18 protein-coding genes, 1 tRNA gene and 1 pseudogene are annotated in these 18421 nt (G+C 62.5%); 5 read left to right on the top strand and 15 right to left on the bottom strand.

All coding sequences use genetic code 11. From position 1 onward, the window contains the following. Positions 1-481, bottom strand: a 481-nt coding sequence (locus VHO05_RS19375; protein ID WP_329648280.1) for a M24 family metallopeptidase, incomplete at its 3' end; no start/stop codon positions are given. A 260-nt stretch (positions 482-741) separates the two neighbouring features. On the opposite strand from VHO05_RS19375, the pseudogene VHO05_RS19380 reads away from it, so the two are divergent. Next, positions 742-1167, top strand: a pseudogene (locus tag VHO05_RS19380) (tyrosine-type recombinase/integrase). Between the two features lie 522 nt (positions 1168-1689). On the opposite strand, the gene VHO05_RS19385 reads toward VHO05_RS19380, so the two are convergent. Then, positions 1690-1764: transfer RNA gene (locus VHO05_RS19385), tRNA-Lys, on the bottom strand. A gap of 200 nt (positions 1765-1964) precedes the next feature. On the opposite strand from VHO05_RS19385, the gene VHO05_RS19390 reads away from it, so the two are divergent. Continuing rightward, complete coding sequence (locus VHO05_RS19390; RefSeq protein ID WP_329648281.1) at positions 1965-2906, top strand: DMT family transporter; 942 nt, start codon at positions 1965-1967, stop codon at positions 2904-2906. Here the strand turns inward: VHO05_RS19390 and tgt are convergent. The 9 genes from tgt to coaD form a co-directional block, all read right to left on the bottom strand. Then, a complete protein-coding gene (gene tgt / locus VHO05_RS19395) occupies positions 2898-4067 on the bottom strand; it encodes a tRNA guanosine(34) transglycosylase Tgt (protein WP_329648282.1) in 1170 nt (389 codons plus the stop codon). The two genes, VHO05_RS19390 and tgt, sit on opposite strands and share 9 nt — an antisense overlap. Continuing rightward, positions 4060-5166 (bottom strand): tRNA preQ1(34) S-adenosylmethionine ribosyltransferase-isomerase QueA, encoded by a 1107-nt coding sequence (queA, locus tag VHO05_RS19400; protein ID WP_329648283.1) that lies wholly within the window; start codon positions 5164-5166, stop codon positions 4060-4062. Before queA ends, tgt begins: the two co-directional genes overlap by 8 nt. 353 nt (positions 5167-5519) lie before the next feature. Beyond that, positions 5520-5765, bottom strand: a complete 246-nt coding sequence (locus tag VHO05_RS19405) for a hypothetical protein (protein WP_329648284.1) — start codon at positions 5763-5765, stop codon at positions 5520-5522. Between the two features lie 45 nt (positions 5766-5810). Then, on the bottom strand, positions 5811-6038 hold the full coding sequence (locus VHO05_RS19410) for a hypothetical protein (RefSeq protein WP_329648285.1): 228 nt from the start codon (positions 6036-6038) through the stop codon (positions 5811-5813). 255 nt (positions 6039-6293) lie between these two features. Then, positions 6294-6671, bottom strand: a complete 378-nt coding sequence (locus tag VHO05_RS19415; RefSeq protein ID WP_329648286.1) for a DUF423 domain-containing protein — start codon at positions 6669-6671, stop codon at positions 6294-6296. 15 nt (positions 6672-6686) lie between these two features. Continuing rightward, positions 6687-7139, bottom strand: a complete 453-nt coding sequence (locus VHO05_RS19420; protein ID WP_329648287.1) for a DMT family transporter — start codon at positions 7137-7139, stop codon at positions 6687-6689. A gap of 23 nt (positions 7140-7162) precedes the next feature. Further along, a complete protein-coding gene (locus tag VHO05_RS19425) occupies positions 7163-7639 on the bottom strand; it encodes a peptidylprolyl isomerase (protein WP_329648288.1) in 477 nt (158 codons plus the stop codon). Positions 7640-7730: 91 nt separating this feature from the next. Then, positions 7731-8339 carry a peptidylprolyl isomerase gene (locus VHO05_RS19430; protein ID WP_414653819.1) on the bottom strand — a complete coding sequence of 203 codons (609 nt, stop codon included), beginning with the start codon at positions 8337-8339 and terminating at the stop codon, positions 7731-7733. Between the two features lie 105 nt (positions 8340-8444). Beyond that, positions 8445-8948 carry a pantetheine-phosphate adenylyltransferase gene (coaD, locus tag VHO05_RS19435; protein WP_329648289.1) on the bottom strand — a complete coding sequence of 168 codons (504 nt, stop codon included), beginning with the start codon at positions 8946-8948 and terminating at the stop codon, positions 8445-8447. A 293-nt stretch (positions 8949-9241) separates the two neighbouring features. Here coaD and VHO05_RS19440 point away from each other — a divergent pair, with 293 nt between their 5' ends. Together VHO05_RS19440 and VHO05_RS19445 are read left to right on the top strand one after the other, a co-directional pair. Beyond that, entirely contained in the window at positions 9242-10429 is a 1188-nt protein-coding gene (locus VHO05_RS19440) for an alpha/beta fold hydrolase (RefSeq protein ID WP_329648290.1), read from the top strand. A gap of 145 nt (positions 10430-10574) precedes the next feature. Beyond that, a complete protein-coding gene (locus VHO05_RS19445; RefSeq protein WP_329648291.1) occupies positions 10575-13037 on the top strand; it encodes a patatin-like protein in 2463 nt (820 codons plus the stop codon). Between the two features lie 6 nt (positions 13038-13043). On the opposite strand, the gene VHO05_RS19450 is transcribed toward VHO05_RS19445, so the two are convergent. Next, entirely contained in the window at positions 13044-13739 is a 696-nt protein-coding gene (locus tag VHO05_RS19450; RefSeq protein ID WP_329648292.1) for an OmpW/AlkL family protein, read from the bottom strand. Positions 13740-14034: 295 nt separating this feature from the next. On the opposite strand from VHO05_RS19450, the gene VHO05_RS19455 reads away from it, so the two are divergent. Then, a complete protein-coding gene (locus VHO05_RS19455) occupies positions 14035-14739 on the top strand; it encodes a Crp/Fnr family transcriptional regulator (RefSeq protein WP_329648293.1) in 705 nt (234 codons plus the stop codon). A gap of 35 nt (positions 14740-14774) precedes the next feature. On the opposite strand, the gene VHO05_RS19460 is transcribed toward VHO05_RS19455, so the two are convergent. From VHO05_RS19460 to gyrA, 3 genes are read right to left on the bottom strand one after another with little or no spacing between them, the layout of a single operon-like run. Then, a complete protein-coding gene (locus VHO05_RS19460) occupies positions 14775-15113 on the bottom strand; it encodes a YkgJ family cysteine cluster protein (protein WP_329648294.1) in 339 nt (112 codons plus the stop codon). Next, a complete protein-coding gene (locus VHO05_RS19465) occupies positions 15113-15322 on the bottom strand; it encodes a hypothetical protein (RefSeq protein ID WP_329648295.1) in 210 nt (69 codons plus the stop codon). Before VHO05_RS19465 ends, VHO05_RS19460 begins: the two co-directional genes overlap by 1 nt. Positions 15323-15375: 53 nt before the next feature. Then, complete coding sequence (gene gyrA, locus VHO05_RS19470) at positions 15376-18147, bottom strand: DNA gyrase subunit A (RefSeq protein ID WP_329648296.1); 2772 nt, start codon at positions 18145-18147, stop codon at positions 15376-15378. Between the last annotated feature and the right edge of the window lie 274 nt (positions 18148-18421).

Consider the following 18421-nt stretch of genomic DNA (forward strand, 5'->3'; position numbering starts at 1 on the left):
CGAGCGTATAGTGGTTTCGACGAGCGAACGTGCCGATCGCCTTTCCGATGTCGCTGAGCGGCTTGTTCGCGCCAATCTGCCTGATGCCCGTCCACATAGCCCGTCGCCCATCACGGCAAAGCCGCTCGATCGCTTTGGAGACTGGCGGCACGGCGAAAGATGCGCCCGTGTCGGCAAAAACACCATTCTTTTGCGCGGAAACGTCGATATTGACCAGGTCACCCGCAGCAATTCGACGGTTCCCCGGAATGCCGTGAGCGATCTCTTCGTTGACACTGATGCAGGTCGCACCCGGGAAACCGTAGCAAAACTCGGGAGCTGGCGTGGCCCCTGCTCTTTCCAGAAGACCTCGACCGAACTCATCTAGCTCGCCCGTCGTCATTCCTGGCTCGATGGACATTCCCATTGCTGCCAGCGTGTTGGCGACAATGCGGCCGATCTCCTTGAGCCTGTCGAACTCGTCATCGCTTGAAATCGTCATTCGCTATCCCGTCAATTTGTGTGAACTCATACTCTCGGGACGAGCTGTTCGCAAACACCTCAATGGCGGACGACGGCCGGCGCTCTCGCCACGTCCCAGCTATCTTCGGTGGCGGGGGTGAGCCGCCGATGTCTCCTATGGGTCAGGAACGACGGTTCGTAACTAGCCTATGGACGAAGTCGCCCGAACCCGGTCGCGATATCTGATCTCTAGCTCTCTTCGGGCGCATGCTGGCCTGTCTCAGAGAAGGGAGACAGACTATGGAAAGCGATCGTATCCCTGCTGCACCTCAGGCCTCCCACCGTCCGCCTTGGAACAGGGGCAAGCTCATCGGGGCGAAGCCACCTCTACGGCCGAGCCACGTCTGGTCGATCCGGAGCAAGCTGCAGATGGCGGCTGACGGGGCGAAGGTCGGGGCAACTCCTCTTTGCCGGTCGCGGCGGAGGCTCCAACGGACTCGCTACACGGCAGTACGCGCGTCTCGTTCATGAATGGGTTGCCAGCATCGGGCTCGATCCGGCCAAGTTCGGCACTCACTCGTTACGGCGCACGAAGGCGGTTCTATCGCCGAACCGGCAATCTGCGTGCTGTGCAGCTTCTCCTCGGTCACTCCAAGATCGAGAGCACCCTACCTTGGCATCGAAGTCGACGATGCGATCGAGATCGCGGAGAAGATCGATATCTGACAGCCGGTTCACCCCCACGAGCGGACCTGGACGGCGATGACCAGGGGCGCCGACCACAGTCAGACCGATGGCTGCAATTCGGACGTTGCGGTCGATCCGTGCATGTCAGCGACGGGTCAGAAACACGAAACCGCCTAGCGGCGACTTTGGCCGCTGTCCAGCGACAAGCAGACATAAGTAGCGATCGAGTCCCGAACGCCGATCATTCGACCACCCACTTCCGCTTCTGGGACGAATCCGCCTTACCGTCCCGAGGTGAATGTGCATTGGACTTGGTCGAGCCCCAAAGAGTCGACGCCAATTCGACGATTAAGTACCTAGCTTCTTTACTTAAAACGGGGCGTTACCAACTGCACCGAAAAGGCTACTTGAGCACGCCGCAAGTTACTTTTTGCAGCATACGCACCAACTCTTGGCCCCTACGCGTCATCTTGCGGGATGGGCGTCCTCACGAGATTGTTGAGAGGTCTAATATGACACATCACATAAGTAATTGATTTAATTGAATAAAAAAACGATGGGTGGTGAGCCGGGAGGGAATCGAACCCTCGACCCCATGATTAAAAGTCACGTGCTCTACCGCTGAGCTACCGGCCCGTGCCGTGCCGCGCCAAAGGCGGACGACGCATTCGAGAGAGCGCTTTCTAGGGGGAGCAGGCAGCCGGGTCAAGGAGACGCTTGCACCCCGACAGAGATGTCACGGGCACAGCGCCATTTTGCCCGATCTTTCGCCAAAATACCGCGTCGCAATCCGGCCCCCATGGGTTAAGAGAGGGCTCCCGAGGCCAGACCCCCACATGACAGCCCAGATCGACCGCCCCACATCGGCCGAAGCGGGCCGCCACCGCCTCCAGGCCATCGGCCTGATGATGGCTGCGGTTGTCCTTTTCTCTGCGCTCGACACAGCCGCAAAATTCCTGGTCACCCGCGAGGGCCTGAGCGTTGCCCAGGTTGTCTGGGTTCGCTTTGTCGGTCAGTTCGTGTTGTTGCTGCTTTTCGTGCCCGCCTTCGGCATCATGACCGCCAAGGCGCTCTTCACAACCAATCGCTTTGGATTGCAGATCATCCGCTCGGTGCTGATGGTCGGCACCACGGCCTTCAACTTCCTGGCGCTGCAATACATGCGCCTCGACCAGACCATCACCATCGTGTTTCTAGCCCCGCTGATGGTCGCCCTCCTCGCCGGACCATTACTCGGCGAATGGGTTGGCTTGCGCCGCTTCGTCGCTATTCTGTTCGGCTTCGTGGGCGTGCTGATTGCGGTTCGCCCGGGATTCGGCGTCGTGCATCCGGCTGTACTTTATGCCTTTGCCGCGATGCTTGTTTACGCGCTCTTCATGCTGCTGACACGGCACATGGCGCACTTCGATCCGCCTCTGGTTACGCTGTTCTATTCGATGTTCGTCGGCACGTTCGCCGGCGCGCCGTTCGCGTTGGCCGACTGGCACGCGCCACCGGATACGCTCTCGTGGTTCCTACTGGGCTCGCTCGGCATTCTCGGCGGCACCGGCCACTGGCTGTTCCTGCACGCCTACCGCTTGGCCCCGGCGTCCTCGATCGCGCCCTTCCTCTATATGCAGATCCTGAGCATGGTCGCGTTCGGGTTTGCGGTGTTCGGCGATCTACCCGACCTGTGGACACTCGCCGGTGCGTCGCTGATCGTCGCATCCGGCGTCTATCTCGTGCACCGCGAGCGCGTGATCGCCCGCGAAATGGTGGACGCCGCGCCGCTACCCTGACACAGCCGCTTTCTCGGAGGGTCTCGCCGCGATACGCGCCTTTGTTTCCTCGGCCCACGACGCAAACCGGCCCTCCTCGATCGCCGCGCGCATGGCGGCCATCAGGTCCTGATAGAAGACCGTATTGATCCAGGAGAGGATCATGGCGCCGAGATACTCGCCCGAACGAATGAGGTGATGCAGATAGGCGCGCGAATAGTCTCGCGCGGCGGTGCATGAGCTTTCGAGATCCAGCGGAGACGCATCGTCGGCGTTCACCGCGTTGCGCAAATTGACCGGCCCATTCCACGTATACGCAAGGCCATGACGGCCGTTCCGCGTTGGCAGAACGCAGTCGAACATATCGATGCCGCGCCGAACCGCTTCGATCAAGTCGAGCGGCGTGCCGACCCCCATCAGATAACGCGGCTTGCCTTCGGGCAGAAACGGCAACGTCGCGTCGAGCGTGGCAAGCATCAGGTCATGCCCCTCGCCGACGGCCAAGCCGCCGACCGCATAGCCTTCGAGATCCATCCCGACGAGGGCCTCCGCCGAGCGCCGGCGCAGCTCTTGATCGATGCCACCCTGCACGATGCCGAACAGCGCTTGTCCCGGTCCCGCACCACCGCTCGCGCGTTGCGCCAGAAACGCCTGCCGCGACCGCTCCGCCCAGCGAAGCGACAACTCCATCGCACGCTCCGCCTCGCGCCGCTCGGCCGGCAGCTCGATGCACTCGTCAAACTGCATCTGAATATCGGAGCCGAGCAGACACTGGATCTCGATCGAACGCTCCGGTGTCAGCATGTGCCGGGAGCCGTCGAGGTGCGATTGGAACAGCGCCCCCTCCTCCGTGATCTTGCGTATCTTCGACAGGCTCATGACCTGGAAGCCGCCCGAGTCGGTCAGGATCGGCTTTTCCCAGCGCATGAATTTGTGCAGGCCGCCGAGCTTCGCAACGCGTTCCGCGCCCGGCCGCAACATGAGGTGATAGGTATTGCCGAGCAGAATGTCAGCGCCTGCGTCACGCACCTGCTCCGGATAAAGCGCCTTGACCGTCGCCACCGTACCGACCGGCATGAATGCCGGCGTGCGGATGATACCGCGTGGCGTCACGATCTCGCCGCGGCGAGCAAGCCCGTCGCGCCCGAGCGGGCGATAGAAGAACGTCGCGGTATCAGTCATGGAGGCCCTTGCTGTCGGAAGGCGCGCGGAACAAAAGCGACGCATCGCCGTAGGAGTAGAAGCGATAGCCGGACGCCACCGCGTGCGCATAGGCTGCTTTCATTGCGTCGAGACCGGCAAACGCCGAAACGAGCATGAACAGCGTCGAGCGCGGCAGATGAAAATTCGTCATCAGCACGTCAACCGCACGAAAGCGATAGCCGGGCGTGATGAAGATGTCGGTCTCGCCTGCAAACGGCTGGATCTTGCCATCGGGCGTTGACGCGCTTTCGAGGATGCGCAGCGACGTCGTTCCCACCGCTACGATACGGCCACCGCGCGCATGCACATCATTGAGCGCCTGCGCCGTCTCGGATGCGACCTCACCCCACTCCGAGTGCATCTTGTGCTCGCTCGTATCATCCGCCTTCACAGGCAGAAACGTTCCTGCGCCCACATGCAGCGTCACGAAGTGCCGGGCTACGCCACGGGCCTCGAGGGCCGCAAACAGATCAGGCGTGAAATGCAGACCAGCGGTCGGTGCGGCCACGGCCCCTTCCCGCTCCGCGTAGATCGTCTGATAGCTCGCGCGATCTCGCGCATCCGGTCCGCGTTTCAGCGCGATGTAGGGCGGCAACGGCATCTCGCCGACGCTCTCGATGGCACGATCGAGATCCGGGCCCGCGAGATCGAACGTAAGCTCCACTTCACCCGCGTCCAGACGCGCGGCGACCGTTGCATCGAGCGCACCCAACGAACACGCCATATCGCTCTCGCGGCCGAACCGCACGCGATCCCCGATCGCAAGCCGTTTCGCAGGCCGGGCCAGCGCACTCCAGCGGCTGGCATCGACACGCCGCAGCAAATTGAACGTCACGCGTGACCGTAGGTCTCCGCGCACACGCACCCCTTCGAGTGCCGCTGGAATAACTCGGGTATCGTTAAGCACGAGGGCATCCCCGGCCTGCAACAGGCCAACGAGATCCCGCACTGTCCTGTCGGCCAACTTCGGCGCCTGACCGGGATTGACGACGAGCAGACGCGCCGCGTCCCGCGGTTCGGCGGGATAGAGCGCGATACGGTCCTCCGGGAGCTCGAAATCGAAAAGATCGGTACGCATGGGCCTCTCATAGCCTCAACTCAGGCCGATGAGGAACCCCTGCGACAAGAGAGCGTTGAACCCTCGTTGAGGAATACCAAATAGGGGGCGGCCGTGCCTGGCCCGACCAAGCCGACCAGATCGCCGAGAGACCCGGATCCGCACAAGCCACCCGAGCCAATGCGCCCTGATCCGACCAGAGACCCCACTTCGCCTCCGGACGCGGAGCCGGAGCCCAAAATCGAACCGCCGCCGGGGCCACCCGGGGGCCCCGCCGAAATGGGTGCATTCCATCTATTCCGACGCCCCGGCTGCAACGAACTCCCACCCCGAAACGAGGGCAGAGCACACACCGCCGGAGAGATCTGGCGACCTCAAGACGCCGCGCTGCGACGCGTCACGAGCGCATAAGCCAGAAAAATCAACACGAGCCCCACGACGGTTCCTGCGGGAAGCCCTTGCAGGAATGTGTTGGCATTCGTGGCTACGGCCGCGACGAACTCGCCGCTGCTCACCGGGCCAAGGATGATATTAAGCAGCACGCACAGGATGACGAGGAGCAGGCCTGCTTCCACAGCAAGCCATCCCGCCTTGCGGATGTGATCGATGATGTCCGGCATGAGATGGTCGGCGCGGGGCGCGAACCCCGCGCCCTCCCTTTAATTTCAGGCGATCGTGCGCTTCGAGAACAGCCAAAGGATGAAGCCGAGAGCGATCAGGCCGACGAGGCCGTTCGTGCCCAACTCCTTCACCAGGCCGACGATATTGGCGACGACGCCGCCGAAGAACGGCACGGTGCCGCCAGCCAGCAACGATGCGACGATTGCCAGCCCGAGGAGCATCAGGCCGACTTCCGTCAAGCCGGCGATCCAGGACTTAGTCGTATTGATCATTTCCATGTCGTCTCCCCCGAACGGGTTTGGTTGATATTGCCGGGCGCGCGGCCCAGCGCCGAACGCGAGCCAACACAAGCACCACCACAATGTAATGAGACGCCATTCACCTGCAGCTCATGCCGCGCGGGGCTCGCGCCGCGCACAGCGACTCAGGCTGGACTGACACAAGGGTAATACGCCCAGCGGCAAACACAACAGCCGGGCAGTAACTTGTTCAGCTATGCTGCAATGCAATGAGAGCTTCGGGCGCGCTCAGTGGCCCCGGAACGCGGACACGATCCCCGTGAGACCGGCCAAAACCCAGGCCAGAATCAAAAGTGAGCCGCCAAGCGGCGCCGCCATTGGAAACAGCTTCCCGCCACCCAGCACGCGCGCAGCCACATCGCCGGAAAAGAGCGCGACGGCAAGGATCATCAACGACGCGCTGGCGAGGAAACCCACCGGTAAGGGCGCGCCGGATGCCACGGCCGAGAGCGCCATCGCCGCCGCCGCGTGCACGATGAGAAACATCGCGGCCGTCGCAAGCGACGGATCGGCAACGCGGTGCGCGGCAACCGCAGACAAGGCCACGCCCGCCGCGCCGATCAGACCGGCAACGCCGATATTCCAGAGAGCCCACGTGCCGCTCATCATCGTCGCTCCGTTTCAGAAAAAGCGCACCATGAGCGCGCCGATCACCACCATCACGGCACCGGTCGCTCGACCCAGCGAGATCTCGCGCGTCGCAAGGCCGAACAGTCCATAGTGATCGAGCGCAAGACCGGCCGTCACCTGTCCCGCAATGGCGAGCGCGATGACGGCGCCGACGCCGAGTGTCGGCGTCAGCACGATCGCAACCGTCACATAGATCGCGCCCAGCACACCGCCGAGCCACAGCATGGGCGGGAGCGACGAGACGTTACCCCACGCCACCTGTCCCCGCGCGAATGACAGCGTCACCACCAGGAGACACAGCGCACCGACGAGGAAGGAAAGTGTCGCCGCCCCAAGCGGATTGCCGAGCCTTGCGGCTGCCATGGCATTGATCGGCGCCTGGATCGAAATCATCGCGCCGGCCAGCAGCGCGAATGCGGCAAGTAGAAGAGCCTGCGGCGACATCAACTTTCCCCAGTCTTCGGCGATCAAGCCGCGTCAGCAGCCACTTTCACCGAGATCATCTTGTCGGGATTCTGCACGGGCTCGCCGCGCTTGATCTTGTCGACGTTTTCCATGCCCTCGATCACCTTGCCCCACACCGTGTACTTCTTGTCGAGGAAGGTCGCATCGTCGAAGACAATAAAGAACTGGCTGTTGGCGCTGTCCGGCGAAGCGGCACGCGCCATGGAGCAAACGCCGCGCACGTGCGGCTCGGCATTGAACTCGGCCTTCAGATTCCCATGCTCCGAACCGCCCGTGCCGGTGCCGTGCGGGCAGCCGGTCTGCGCCATGAAGCCGTCGATGACGCGATGAAACACTACGCCGTCATAGAAGCCCTCGCGCGCAAGCTGCTTGATGCGCGCCACGTGGTTGGGCGCCAGATCCGGGCGCAGTTCGATGACCACCTTGCCCTTGGTCGTCTCGATGATGAGGGTGTTCTCGGGGTCCTTGATGTCGGCCATAGGTAAGCTCCACTGGAGATGAGAAAGATTAGCGTCATGCCGGCGACGATGTCGGCAGCTCGGCATGAAACGCCGCGATCGGACGTGAAAATCAGGGCGCCGCAGTCGCCATGTACATCTTCACGATGACGTCGGGCTTCGGAGGCGGCTCGCCCTTGGCGATTTGGTCAACGAACTGCATGCCGTCAACCACCTGTCCGAAAACCGTGTACTGGCCGTTGAGATGCGGCGCGTGGGTAAACGTGATGAAGAACTGGCTGTTGGCACTGTTCGGATCGCTGGTGCGCGCCGCGCCGAGCGTGCCGCGCTCAAACGCCGTAGCAGAGAATTCTGCCGGAAGGTCCGGATACTTCGAGCCGCCCGCGCCGGTGCCCAGCGGATCGCCGGTCTGAGCCATGAAGCCCGGGATCACGCGATGGAACTTGAGGCCATTGTAGAAGCCTTCGTTGATCAGCATCTTGAACCGCTCGACGTGCTTCGGCGCGAGATCCGGCCGCAGCCGGATCGTGACCTTGCCGTTCTTCAGCTCCAGGATCGCCGTGTTGGAGGGATCGTTCGCCGTGGCGCCGGTCGTCACCATGCCACCCGCGGTTTGCGTTCCCGCACCCGCGGGTTGTGTGATCTGCACACCATTGCTGCTGCAGGCCGCCAATCCGAAGGCCATCGTCAGCGCGGCCGCCAGATACTTGATCGTTTCCATTCGCGCGCTCCTGGCCTTCGATTGTTGTGTTTGTCGGCGCCGTTCGATTCCGATGCCCGCCGTTATGGCCTTTTGCAACCCGCCGGGCAACCGGCCGATACGCCGTTACCGCTTCGCCTGGGCCTTCGTAGCGAGCCACAACGCCACGCCCTTGGAAACGAAGGGGGTCACGTCGCCTCCCATCAGCGCAATCTGACGCACGAGATTGGCGGCGATATGCCGGACCTCGGGCGACGCGGCGACGAAAACGGTCTGCACCGACGGCACCATCTGGCCGTTCATGTTCGCCATCTGCATTTCGTAGTCGAAGTCGGTGCCATCGCGAAGACCGCGGAAAATGACACTCGCACCGAACCGCTGAGCCGCCGAAACAGCCAGATCCGAGAAGGTGATGACCTCGATCGGAATGCCCGCCGACGTAGCAATCGCACGGGTCTCGGCTTCGAGCATTTCGACACGCTCGTCATCCGAGAACAGTGGCGCCTTTGCCGGATGCACGCCGATACCGATCACCAGCTTGTCGACGAGCCGGCTGGCCCGTTCGATGATGTCGGTATGCCCGAGTGTGACGGGATCGAACGATCCCGAGTAGAAGCCGATCCTGCTCATGGCTCCTATGTAGCCGGGCCACCAAGATCAGTTCAACACCCCGGAGGCATAATCGGCCGTTGGCGGACGGCCTTTCCCGCGTCATTGTGGCCGGCAACGGTGACTGAACGGGCGGAAACCATACCCCGCCGGCCGCCGCGCTGAGTGTTGTATGTCACCTCAGCCTCTTGAAATGCCTTGTGACCTTGGCAGGGCTAGCGATTGCCCGGGCGGCACGGGATCGACGCGACGCGTGACATTCCGAAGCGCGAGTGCAGACTCGTGCGCCAAGAGAATCATGCGGGCGGAGCGAGATGCCGACTTCCAGAACCTATGTCCGTCGAGGACCTTCGTACAAAAACACCATCTACACGTGGATGCTCGCCCTCGCTCTCGGCTGTGGCACCGCAACTGCCGATACCGAGGTTCCAGCAAACTCTCTCGCAGCGGCCGCGCCGGGAACGATCTTCAACGCGTGGCCGTTGGAGGAGCAATCCAAGGCAGCCTACAGAGCCTATCGCATCCTTTACCGTTCGACGGATCATGACGGCAAACCCGTCGCTGTCAGTGGCGCGATCCTGGTTCCGAAAACCCCACCGACCGGCAAGCCACGCGATGTCATCGCTTGGTCGCATCCGACAACCGGTGTCGTTCCCAAATGCGCTCCGACCTTGAACCCCAATGTCGCGGGCACCGTTCCGGGGGCCGACAGCCTCATCGCGAAAAATTACGTCATCGTTGCCACCGACTACATCGGCCTGGGCACGAAAGGAACGCACCCGTACCTGATCGGAAAAGGCGAGGCGCAGGCTGTACTCGATTCCGTGCGGGCGGCGCGACAGTTCAAGGGCGCGGCCGCCAGTGACCGTTTTGCGGTCTGGGGCCATTCGCAGGGCGGACACGCAGCGCTGTTCACGGGCGAAACCGCTGCTGCCTATGCGCCGGAGTTGAAGCTCGTTGGCGTCGCGGCCGCTGCACCTGTCACAAGCATCGTCGAAGTTTACAAGGCAGGCGAAGGTGCCCCCAGCGGGCGCATCCTCATCTCCATGATCCTTTACTCGTGGGCACATACCCTTGGCCTACCCCTCCACGATACGGTCGAACCTCAGGCACTTCATCACGTAAAAGATCTGGGCTCCGATTGCATCGCAACCGCCGAACAGTTCGCAAAAGCGGACCTCGACGAACGAATTCTCGAGAAGAACTTCCTGCGAGTCGATCCGACAGACTTCGCGCCAATCCGCAAAGTCATGGACCAGAATGAGCCCGGCCTGCTGCCGGCCGGAACGCCGGTTTTCGTCGCGCAGGGGACCGCTGATCATATCGCCCGGCCCGCCATCACCGAGGCCCATATCAAAAAAATGTGCAGCGGCGGCGCAAAGGTTAAGCGGCACGTGATGGAAGGCGTCGGCCACTTCACGGCTGCCCATGACAGCGCAAACGCAACCGTCGAATGGATCTCGCAGCGCTTCAACGAAGACGCGCCTCCCGACGATTGCTGAAACCAGGGGCTGCCGTTCCTCGTTCTCTATCCACATCCGTCTTGCCCGGCAGACCACGGAGTAGACGCACCTGGCCGCCGCATGGTCTAGGAATCCGTAAGGACGGAGCGACTCGGAAGAGATCCAGAAAGTTCGGGAGCGGCCAATGAGGGAGAAGGAGCTGCGCATCGCACTCGTGTGCTTTGGCGGCGTCTCACTGGCCGTTTACATGCACGGGATCAGCAAGGAGATCCTGAAGCTCGTCCGCGCATCCTCCGCCTTGCACAACATCCCCGATCGCAAGGCTCGTGCGGAGGCCGTCTACCCCCAATCCGACCGCCATCCTGAATTCGAAACGGACACCGAGCCGGTCTATTTCGAGCTCCTCCGGGAAATCGGCCGCGACCTCGATCTGCGCGTCATTGTCGATATCATCGCAGGCGCATCCGCTGGCGGGATCAACGGAACGATGCTGGCCCGCGCGTTGAGCCACGATCTCCCAATTGGAGCACTCCGCAATCTCTGGCTCGACAACGCCGATGTGAACGTACTGCTCGCGCGCGAGGCCCGCGCAGGACGCTGGAGCAAAGCGGCGCTGCGTCCCTTGTTCTGGGGCGCAGCCAAAACCGGTTACATCCCTTCGATCCGAGATGACGAGGTCCGCCGAAACCTTTCGCTCTTCGTACGCTCGCGGTGGTTCAAGCCGCCACTCGATGGCCCTTGCATGTCGGCACTCATGTACGATGCAATTCAAGCCATGGGCGAACCTCGCAAGCCCAACGCACTGCTCCCGTCCGGTCAGCGCCTCGACCTCTTCGTCACGCTGACGGACTACTACGGCCAGATGCATCTCGTGCAAATCCACGATCCCCCGCTCATTCATGAACGCGAGCATCGCCACGTCCTGCGCTTCTGTTTTCGCCGGACGCAGAGCGGTATTGCCGAGAACGACTTCGACCTCGGCAATGCCCCGGGCCTCGCTTTCGCGGCGCGCGCCACATCGTCCTTTCCGGGCGTATTTCCGCCTGCACAGATCGCAGAGATGGACCAGCTTCTAAGCGAGCGCGGCGCCACATGGCCGCGACGCCAGGAGTTCATCGAGAAAAACTTCCCACGCTATTTGGACGCCAACGTCGATCCCGCCTACGCGAGCTTCATCGACGGCAGCGTGCTCAACAATAGGCCGTTCCGCGAGGCAATTGCCGCCGTTCACGGACGCCCCGCTTATCGCCAGGCCGAGCGGCGGCTGGTCTACATCGAGCCCAACCCCTCTACTCCGGTGACGAAAGAGCGCTTGGCCATACCGGGCTTCTTCGCCACCGTACGTGGCGCCATCTCGGATCTTCCGCGCGCCCAGCCCGTAACCGACGACCTCGGCTGGGTGATCGACTTCAACGACCGCATGCGGGAGCTTCGGGGCATCATCGAAGGCGCCCGGCCGCAGGTCACGCGCTACGTCAACAGCATTGTTCCCGCCTCGCCCGATTGGTCCAACGCCACGCAACAGATCAGCGTCTGGCGCGAGGCGATGAATGCCCAGGTCGCGCGCGAGGCAGGCTTCGCCTATCAGGGATATGTGCGCCTCAAGCTGGCATCGATCCTTCGTTTCGTCAGTCGCATGGTTGCTTCGATCCTGGGCGTACCGAACGGCTCGCCGATGGCCAACGCCGTCAGCGCCACTCTTGAGGCTTGGGCCATGCGCAACGGTATCGTCTACGAGACGGCTGACGCGCAGGCCCTTCATGCGGAGGGCTCCACGACCGCCCCGCTGCTCCCCTGGGCCGCCTTCCTGCTCAAGTTCGATCTCGATTATCGCAAACGCCGCCTGAACTTCCTCATTGAAGGACAGAACCGTCTTTACCAGCTCCTGAGCGAGGGCCGGTACCCGGGGCTCGAAGCGGCAACCGTCAATCATCTGAAGCGTGATTTCTATGCGTGTCTAGAAGCACTGAGAAAACGGCAAGACTGGCGGCAGTTTAGCGTGGAGACGCACGCGCTGGTCGCGGAAATTTTCCCCGCCCCACCATCCGCTTCCGATGCACGCAATCTCCAGGCCTCTGCCGCGCTGTTCGTCGATACGCATCAGGAGCAGCTCACGCGCCTTGTCGACCGCCTCTCCGATGAGATCAATCTCACCACGAGCACACGCGACGTAGACCTTCTCCTTGCCGCCATGGATCCGACCGAATGGCCGCAGGAGGCCCGGCGCGAAGTCCTCGTGAACTACCTCGGTTTCCCCTATTGGGATCTGCTGACGTTTCCTGTCGCGATGACGCGCGAGCCGGGTGAGTTCCGCGAGATCCTCGTGGATCGCATCAGTCCGCTCGATGCACGCACGCTGTCAGGCGTTCCCGGCGCCACGCTTAAGGGCACGGGCTTTGCGAATTTCGCGGGCTTTCTGTCCCGATCCTACCGCGAGAACGACTATCTGCTCGGCCGCATGCACGCCATCGATCGCCTGATCGATATCATCTGCAATGCCGCCGAGATCAGCTACACGTCCGACCGTCTCGACATCACGGCCTTCAAGAAAAAGGCCTTTGCGGCCGTGCTCGACCACGAAGAGCCTCACTTGAAGGCATGCCGCCCTCTCGTCGACGCCATGCGCCGACTGATCCAGTCACTGTGAGAGTCGCTATTTCAGGGCCGCAGCTTCACGACGCCCGAACACATCCTCGAGATTGAAGCGGTATCCGACGCCGAGGCTGAAGATCCACGGATCGATGTCCACATCCGCCTTGATGCCAGTGGCACCCCACGAGGCGTCCGTTTCGATGAACGTCTTCTTCACGTCGGCGTTGAGATACCAGCCCTCGCCCAGAGAAACGTCGACACCCGCCTGAAGCGTGAACCCGACGGCATCATCGAGATCGATCTTCGCTCCGAGATCGCTACGTCCTTCATTGAAGAAGTGGATGTACTGCAGCCCGGCGCCGACATAGGGCTTCAGCGCGCCGAATTGATCGAAATGATACTGCAGCGTCAGCGCCGGCGGAAAGACCCAGAAGTCGCCGAGATCCGTCCCGTTGATGCTGCCCTTGCCCTCGGCTTCGAGCTTCGCGAAGCAGCAGAAGAGCTCGAGCGCGATGTTCTTGTTGAAGAAGTACGACAGCGTCAGCGTCGGCAGGACCTCCGTATCGACTTCCGCGTCCGCACCCGCGAGCCGTGCTCCACCCGCAGAGACTTTCGCCGACGAGTCCGGATCGACGACGGTCCCTTGCACACGCACCATGAAGTTGCCGCTCTCGCTTCCGGCGGCGGCGGGCGCAACCAGCGCGCCCATCCCGACCGCGACCGCTGCGATGGCGCCTAGAACTTTCGTACCCGTCATATCCTGCTTCCTTCTGGATCCATTTCGTCGGCCCATCGACACGCCGGCCCGAATACAATGGCGCGAACATTGCGGTGCGCCGCGCCTTATCCGACAGCGCGAAGTGCGGACAAAATCTGTCCTGGATCAGCAGCGAGGCCATTCGCGAGGGCGCGTTGCGCGCCTGCCACGAAACGTTTGATTGAGATCAAACGAGACGCGCCACCGGCACGCGGTCGATTTGATCGCGATCAAGGTGCATACGGAGAGAGACGACGAAGTAGACCGCAGACACAAATCCAAACCGGGCGGGGCGATGAAAAACACCCTCGACGTCGTCTCACAGCAGTTCGAACGCCAGGCTGTGCGGATAGCGACGCGCAAACGTCAAAGTCATCCTCTGGCGCCCCAACCCAACGAGACGGTCTATCTCATCCGCAAGGGGCTTTTCCTGGCACGCATTCCAATGCCCGGCGACCAGCACCATATCCTGTCGATCCTCTATCCCGGTGACGTGATCCGATCGAACGCCTTGCGGCCTCTGGAAGGCGCCGACATCCTAACGGCATCCGAAACTGGTGAAGCCTGGCGCTTGCGCTGGTCTGCCGTGGAAGCGCTCGCCCGGGAGGATCATGGTCTTGAATGCCAGCTCTTCGACAGCATGGCTGATCTCGCCGCGCGTCTCGCCCTTCACAGTGCGATCACTGCGGGCCTGACCGGTGACGAGCGCGTGGCGGCCATGATGATCGAGCTGGCGCTGCGCACCGGCAAGGAGACGCATTCGGGCCTGACGTTCGAGATGCCGCTCTCGCGGATAGACATTGCCGAGTATCTGGCGCTCAACGCCGACACTGTATCGCGCATTGCATCCCGTATGCGCAGCAACGGGCTCATTGCTCAATCCTCGGCGCGCGACCACCTTGCGTGCCGCAGCCTCGCGGCCTTGGAAGACGCGTGCCCCCTCGCACCGGCGTTGCGGCGCTTGCACGCCGCCCCGGTGCAGCCACAGCTCGCGATTTGATGGACGCGCCGCGATTGTAGAAATCGCGAGCAGACTTACGCCTCCGCAACGACAAGCTCGCTTAAGCCGAACTTGCTGCGGGCCATCTGACACGCATCGTCGCCTGCAACGCAGGCTCGGCACACATCCGGCCGATCTGCATAGACGGCACATGATGTCGAGACGCCGACGACGCCAACCAACGCGCTGCATCGCGCGCCGTCGCAGCGCATGCCGGATAGGGTGACCAAATCTTGAGGAAGGCGCGCAAGAGCTGCATCGTCCTCCCACGTGAACCGCGGCCAATCAGCGGAATACGAGCAACAGGCTCCGCACGCCATGCAGGGTGAGGCTTCCGATGCCGCGCCGGGCACAGTCGTTCTCAACCGCTGCATTAAGCGTCATCGAGCATGGCGAGCGCGGACCGCCGGTCGCCAGGCTTCAGCTTCAGAAACAGCAGGCGCGCCGCCTTGATGTCGCGCTCCGATCCACTCTTGGCCGCGGCCTGAAGCGCAATCGTCGTCGGATGCGTTGGACCGCAAATGAACGCCAGCGCCTTGCCTAGCCGCTCCATGGCCGCTCGATCGATTGCCGTCTCGTCCATTGTGGTTACCCTGACACGTTCGGGAAGGAGAGCGCCGTCGCTATTGCGAATAGCTAGTCCTCGCTCGCACCGTCCCCGTTCTCGCCCTCGGACCCATCGTCCGAGATACGTTCAACCGAAACAACACGCTCTTCGGCTTCCGTCTTGAAGATGCGCACGCCTTGCGTGTTGCGGCCTGCGATACGCACATCGTCCACCGGGCAGCGGATGAGCTGACCGCCGTCCGTCACGAGCATGATCTGATCCGAATGCTCGACGGGGAATGACGCACGCAAGTTGCCGTTGCGCTCGTTGACGACCATCGCAACGATGCCTTTGCCACCGCGTCCGGAGGTCCGGTATTCGTACGACGAGGTCCTTTTTCCGAAGCCGCGCTCCGAAACGGTCAGCACGAATTGCTCCTTGGCGGAAAGCTCCGCATAGCGTTCCGGAGTAAGCTCCGCTGCAACGCCCTCTTCGCCTTCCTCCGCCTCGATCTCGACTTCGACCGCAACATCAACCTCATCGCCGCTTTCGCTGCGGCGGATCTGCGCGGCCTGTTTGAGGTAAGCCGTACGTTCCGCCGGCGATGCCTCGGCGTGTGTGAGGATCGCCATCGAGATCACTTCGTCATCATCGTCGAGCCTGATGCCGCGCACGCCGCTCGAATCCCGGCCCTTGAAGAGGCGAACCTCATCCTTGATCAGGAAGCGGATGCACCGGCCCACGGCCGTCGTCAGCAGCACATCGTCTTCCGGCGACGCGATGGCGACCGACACGATGCGATCCGGCTCCGCGCCCTCCTCCGCATCGAGCTTCATCGCGATCTTACCGTTGCGGTTGATATTCTCGAAATCGGTGAGTGCGTTGCGCCGCACGCCGCCGCTCTTCGTTGCGAAGATCAGCTCGAGCTTCGACCACGTCGAAGTATCCTCGGGCAGCGGAAGAATGGACGTGATGACCTCGCCCTGAGCCAGCGGCAGCAAGTTGATAAGAGCCTTGCCCGCCGACTGCGGCGTGGCCGCCGGCAGGCGCCACACCTTCATGCGGTAGCACATGCCTCGCGAAGAGAAGAACAGCACCGGCGTGTGAGTCGAAGTAATAAAGACCTGCGTGACGAAATCCTCGTCTCGGGTCGACATGCCCGAGCGGCCCTTGCCGCCGCGCCGCTGGGCTCGGTAGGTTGAGAGCGGAACACGCTTGATGTAGCCCTTGTGCGAGACCGTGACGACGACGTCCTCGCGCTGGATCAGATCCTCGTCTTCGACCTCGCCCTCAATATCGACGATCTCGGTTTTGCGCGGCGTCGCGAACTCGTCCCTGATCGCGGTCAGCTCGCCTTTGACAATGTCGATGATGCGGGCGCGCGACGACAGGATCTCGAGATAGTCCTTGATTTCCTCGGCGATCTTTTTCAGCTCGTCGCCGATTTCATCGCGGCCAAGGGCTGTGAGGCGTGCGAGACGCAGCTCGAGAATGGCCTTCGCCTGCTCCTCGGAGAGCTTGTAGGTTCCGTCCGCGGCGAGTCCGTGCCGCGGATCGGCGATGAGCGCAATCAGCGGCGCCATATCCTTGGCGGGCCAATCGCGCGCCATCAGTTGCGCCTTGGCCTCGGCCGGCGACGGCGAGAAGCGGATGAGCTTGATCACCTCGTCGATATTGGCAACGGCGATGGCCAGACCGACCAAGACATGCGCACGGTCGCGCGCCTTCATGAGCAGATGGCGCGTGCGCCGCGTCACGACGTCCTGACGGAACGTCGTGAACGCCTCGATAATGTCGCGCAAATTGAGCTGCTCGGGCTTGCCGCCGTTGATGGCGAGCATATTCGCGCCGAACGTCGTCTGCAGGTCGGAATAGCGCCAGAGCTGGTTCAGCACGACGTCCGCAATCGCGTCACGCTTGAGCTCGATAACGATGCGCATTCCCTCGCGATTCGTCTCGTCCCAGATGTCGGAGATGCCCTCGACGCGCTTGTCGCGCACGAGATCGGCGATCTTCTCGATCAGCGTCTTCTTGTTGATCTGGTACGGGATTGCCGTGACGACGAGCGCTTCGCGATCCTTCCGGATCTCTTCGACCTCGACCTTCGCCCGCATGATGATCGAGCCGCGGCCCTTGTGATAAGCCGCGAGCGCACCGGCACGGCCGAGGATCAGGCCTCCCGTCGGGAAATCCGGGCCGGGAATAACCTGCGTCAGGTCGTCGATCGTCGTTTCCGGGTTGTCGAGCATCAGAATGCAGGCGTCGACCACCTCGCCGAGATTGTGCGGCGGAATGTTCGTGGCCATGCCGACGGCGATGCCGCCCGCACCGTTGACGAGCAGGTTCGGGAACTTCGCCGGCAAAACCGACGGCTCCTCGAGACGGTCGTCGTAGTTGGGCTTGAACTCGACCGTGTCCTTGTCGAGATCGTCGAGGAGATACTGCGCGATCTTGGAGAGCCGCGCTTCCGTGTAGCGCTCGGCTGCTGGCGGATCGCCGTCGACGGAGCCGAAGTTGCCCTGCCCGTCGATCAGCGGCACGCGCATGGAGAATTCCTGCGCGAGGCGCACCAGCGCATCGTAGATCGCAAGGTTGCCGTGGGGGTGGAAGTCACCCATCGTGTCGCCCACCACCTTGGACGACTTCATGTGCTTCTTGTTCCAGTCGAGCCCAAGCCGCTGCATCGCGAACAGGATGCGCCGGTGCACGGGCTTGAGGCCGTCCCGAACGTCGGGCAGTGCGCGGGAGATGATGACGCTCATCGCGTATTCGAGGTAGGAGCGCTTCATCTCGTCCGTGATGAACACGGGGCGGATATCGCTCGGACCTGAGGCGCCGGGCCGGTCGCTGGTGTCGCTCAAAGTGGAAATCCTGGATAGGGCCGCAGGGCTGCGAACGGAGCGCCCGCCTGCGCGCGTTTTGGATCACCCGAAGTTTAGCCGACCCGCCACAGCCGGGGCAATGCTGCAACGCCCGAAAACCGGCCTCCTCCCCAACATCGAAACCCCCGGAACAAGCCGCCCACTCGGGTGTTTCTCACCCTGGCGCGGCGTCCGGCCTGTCAATAAGTCGCGCTTTGTGCCTTTCTGCCCTTGGCTTTTCACGGTTGCGTGCTTGAAAGGCGCCCTTGCCGCA

The organism is Hyphomicrobium sp. (genome assembly GCF_036262015.1).
In the GTDB taxonomy this organism is placed as follows: domain Bacteria; phylum Pseudomonadota; class Alphaproteobacteria; order Rhizobiales; family Hyphomicrobiaceae; genus Hyphomicrobium_C.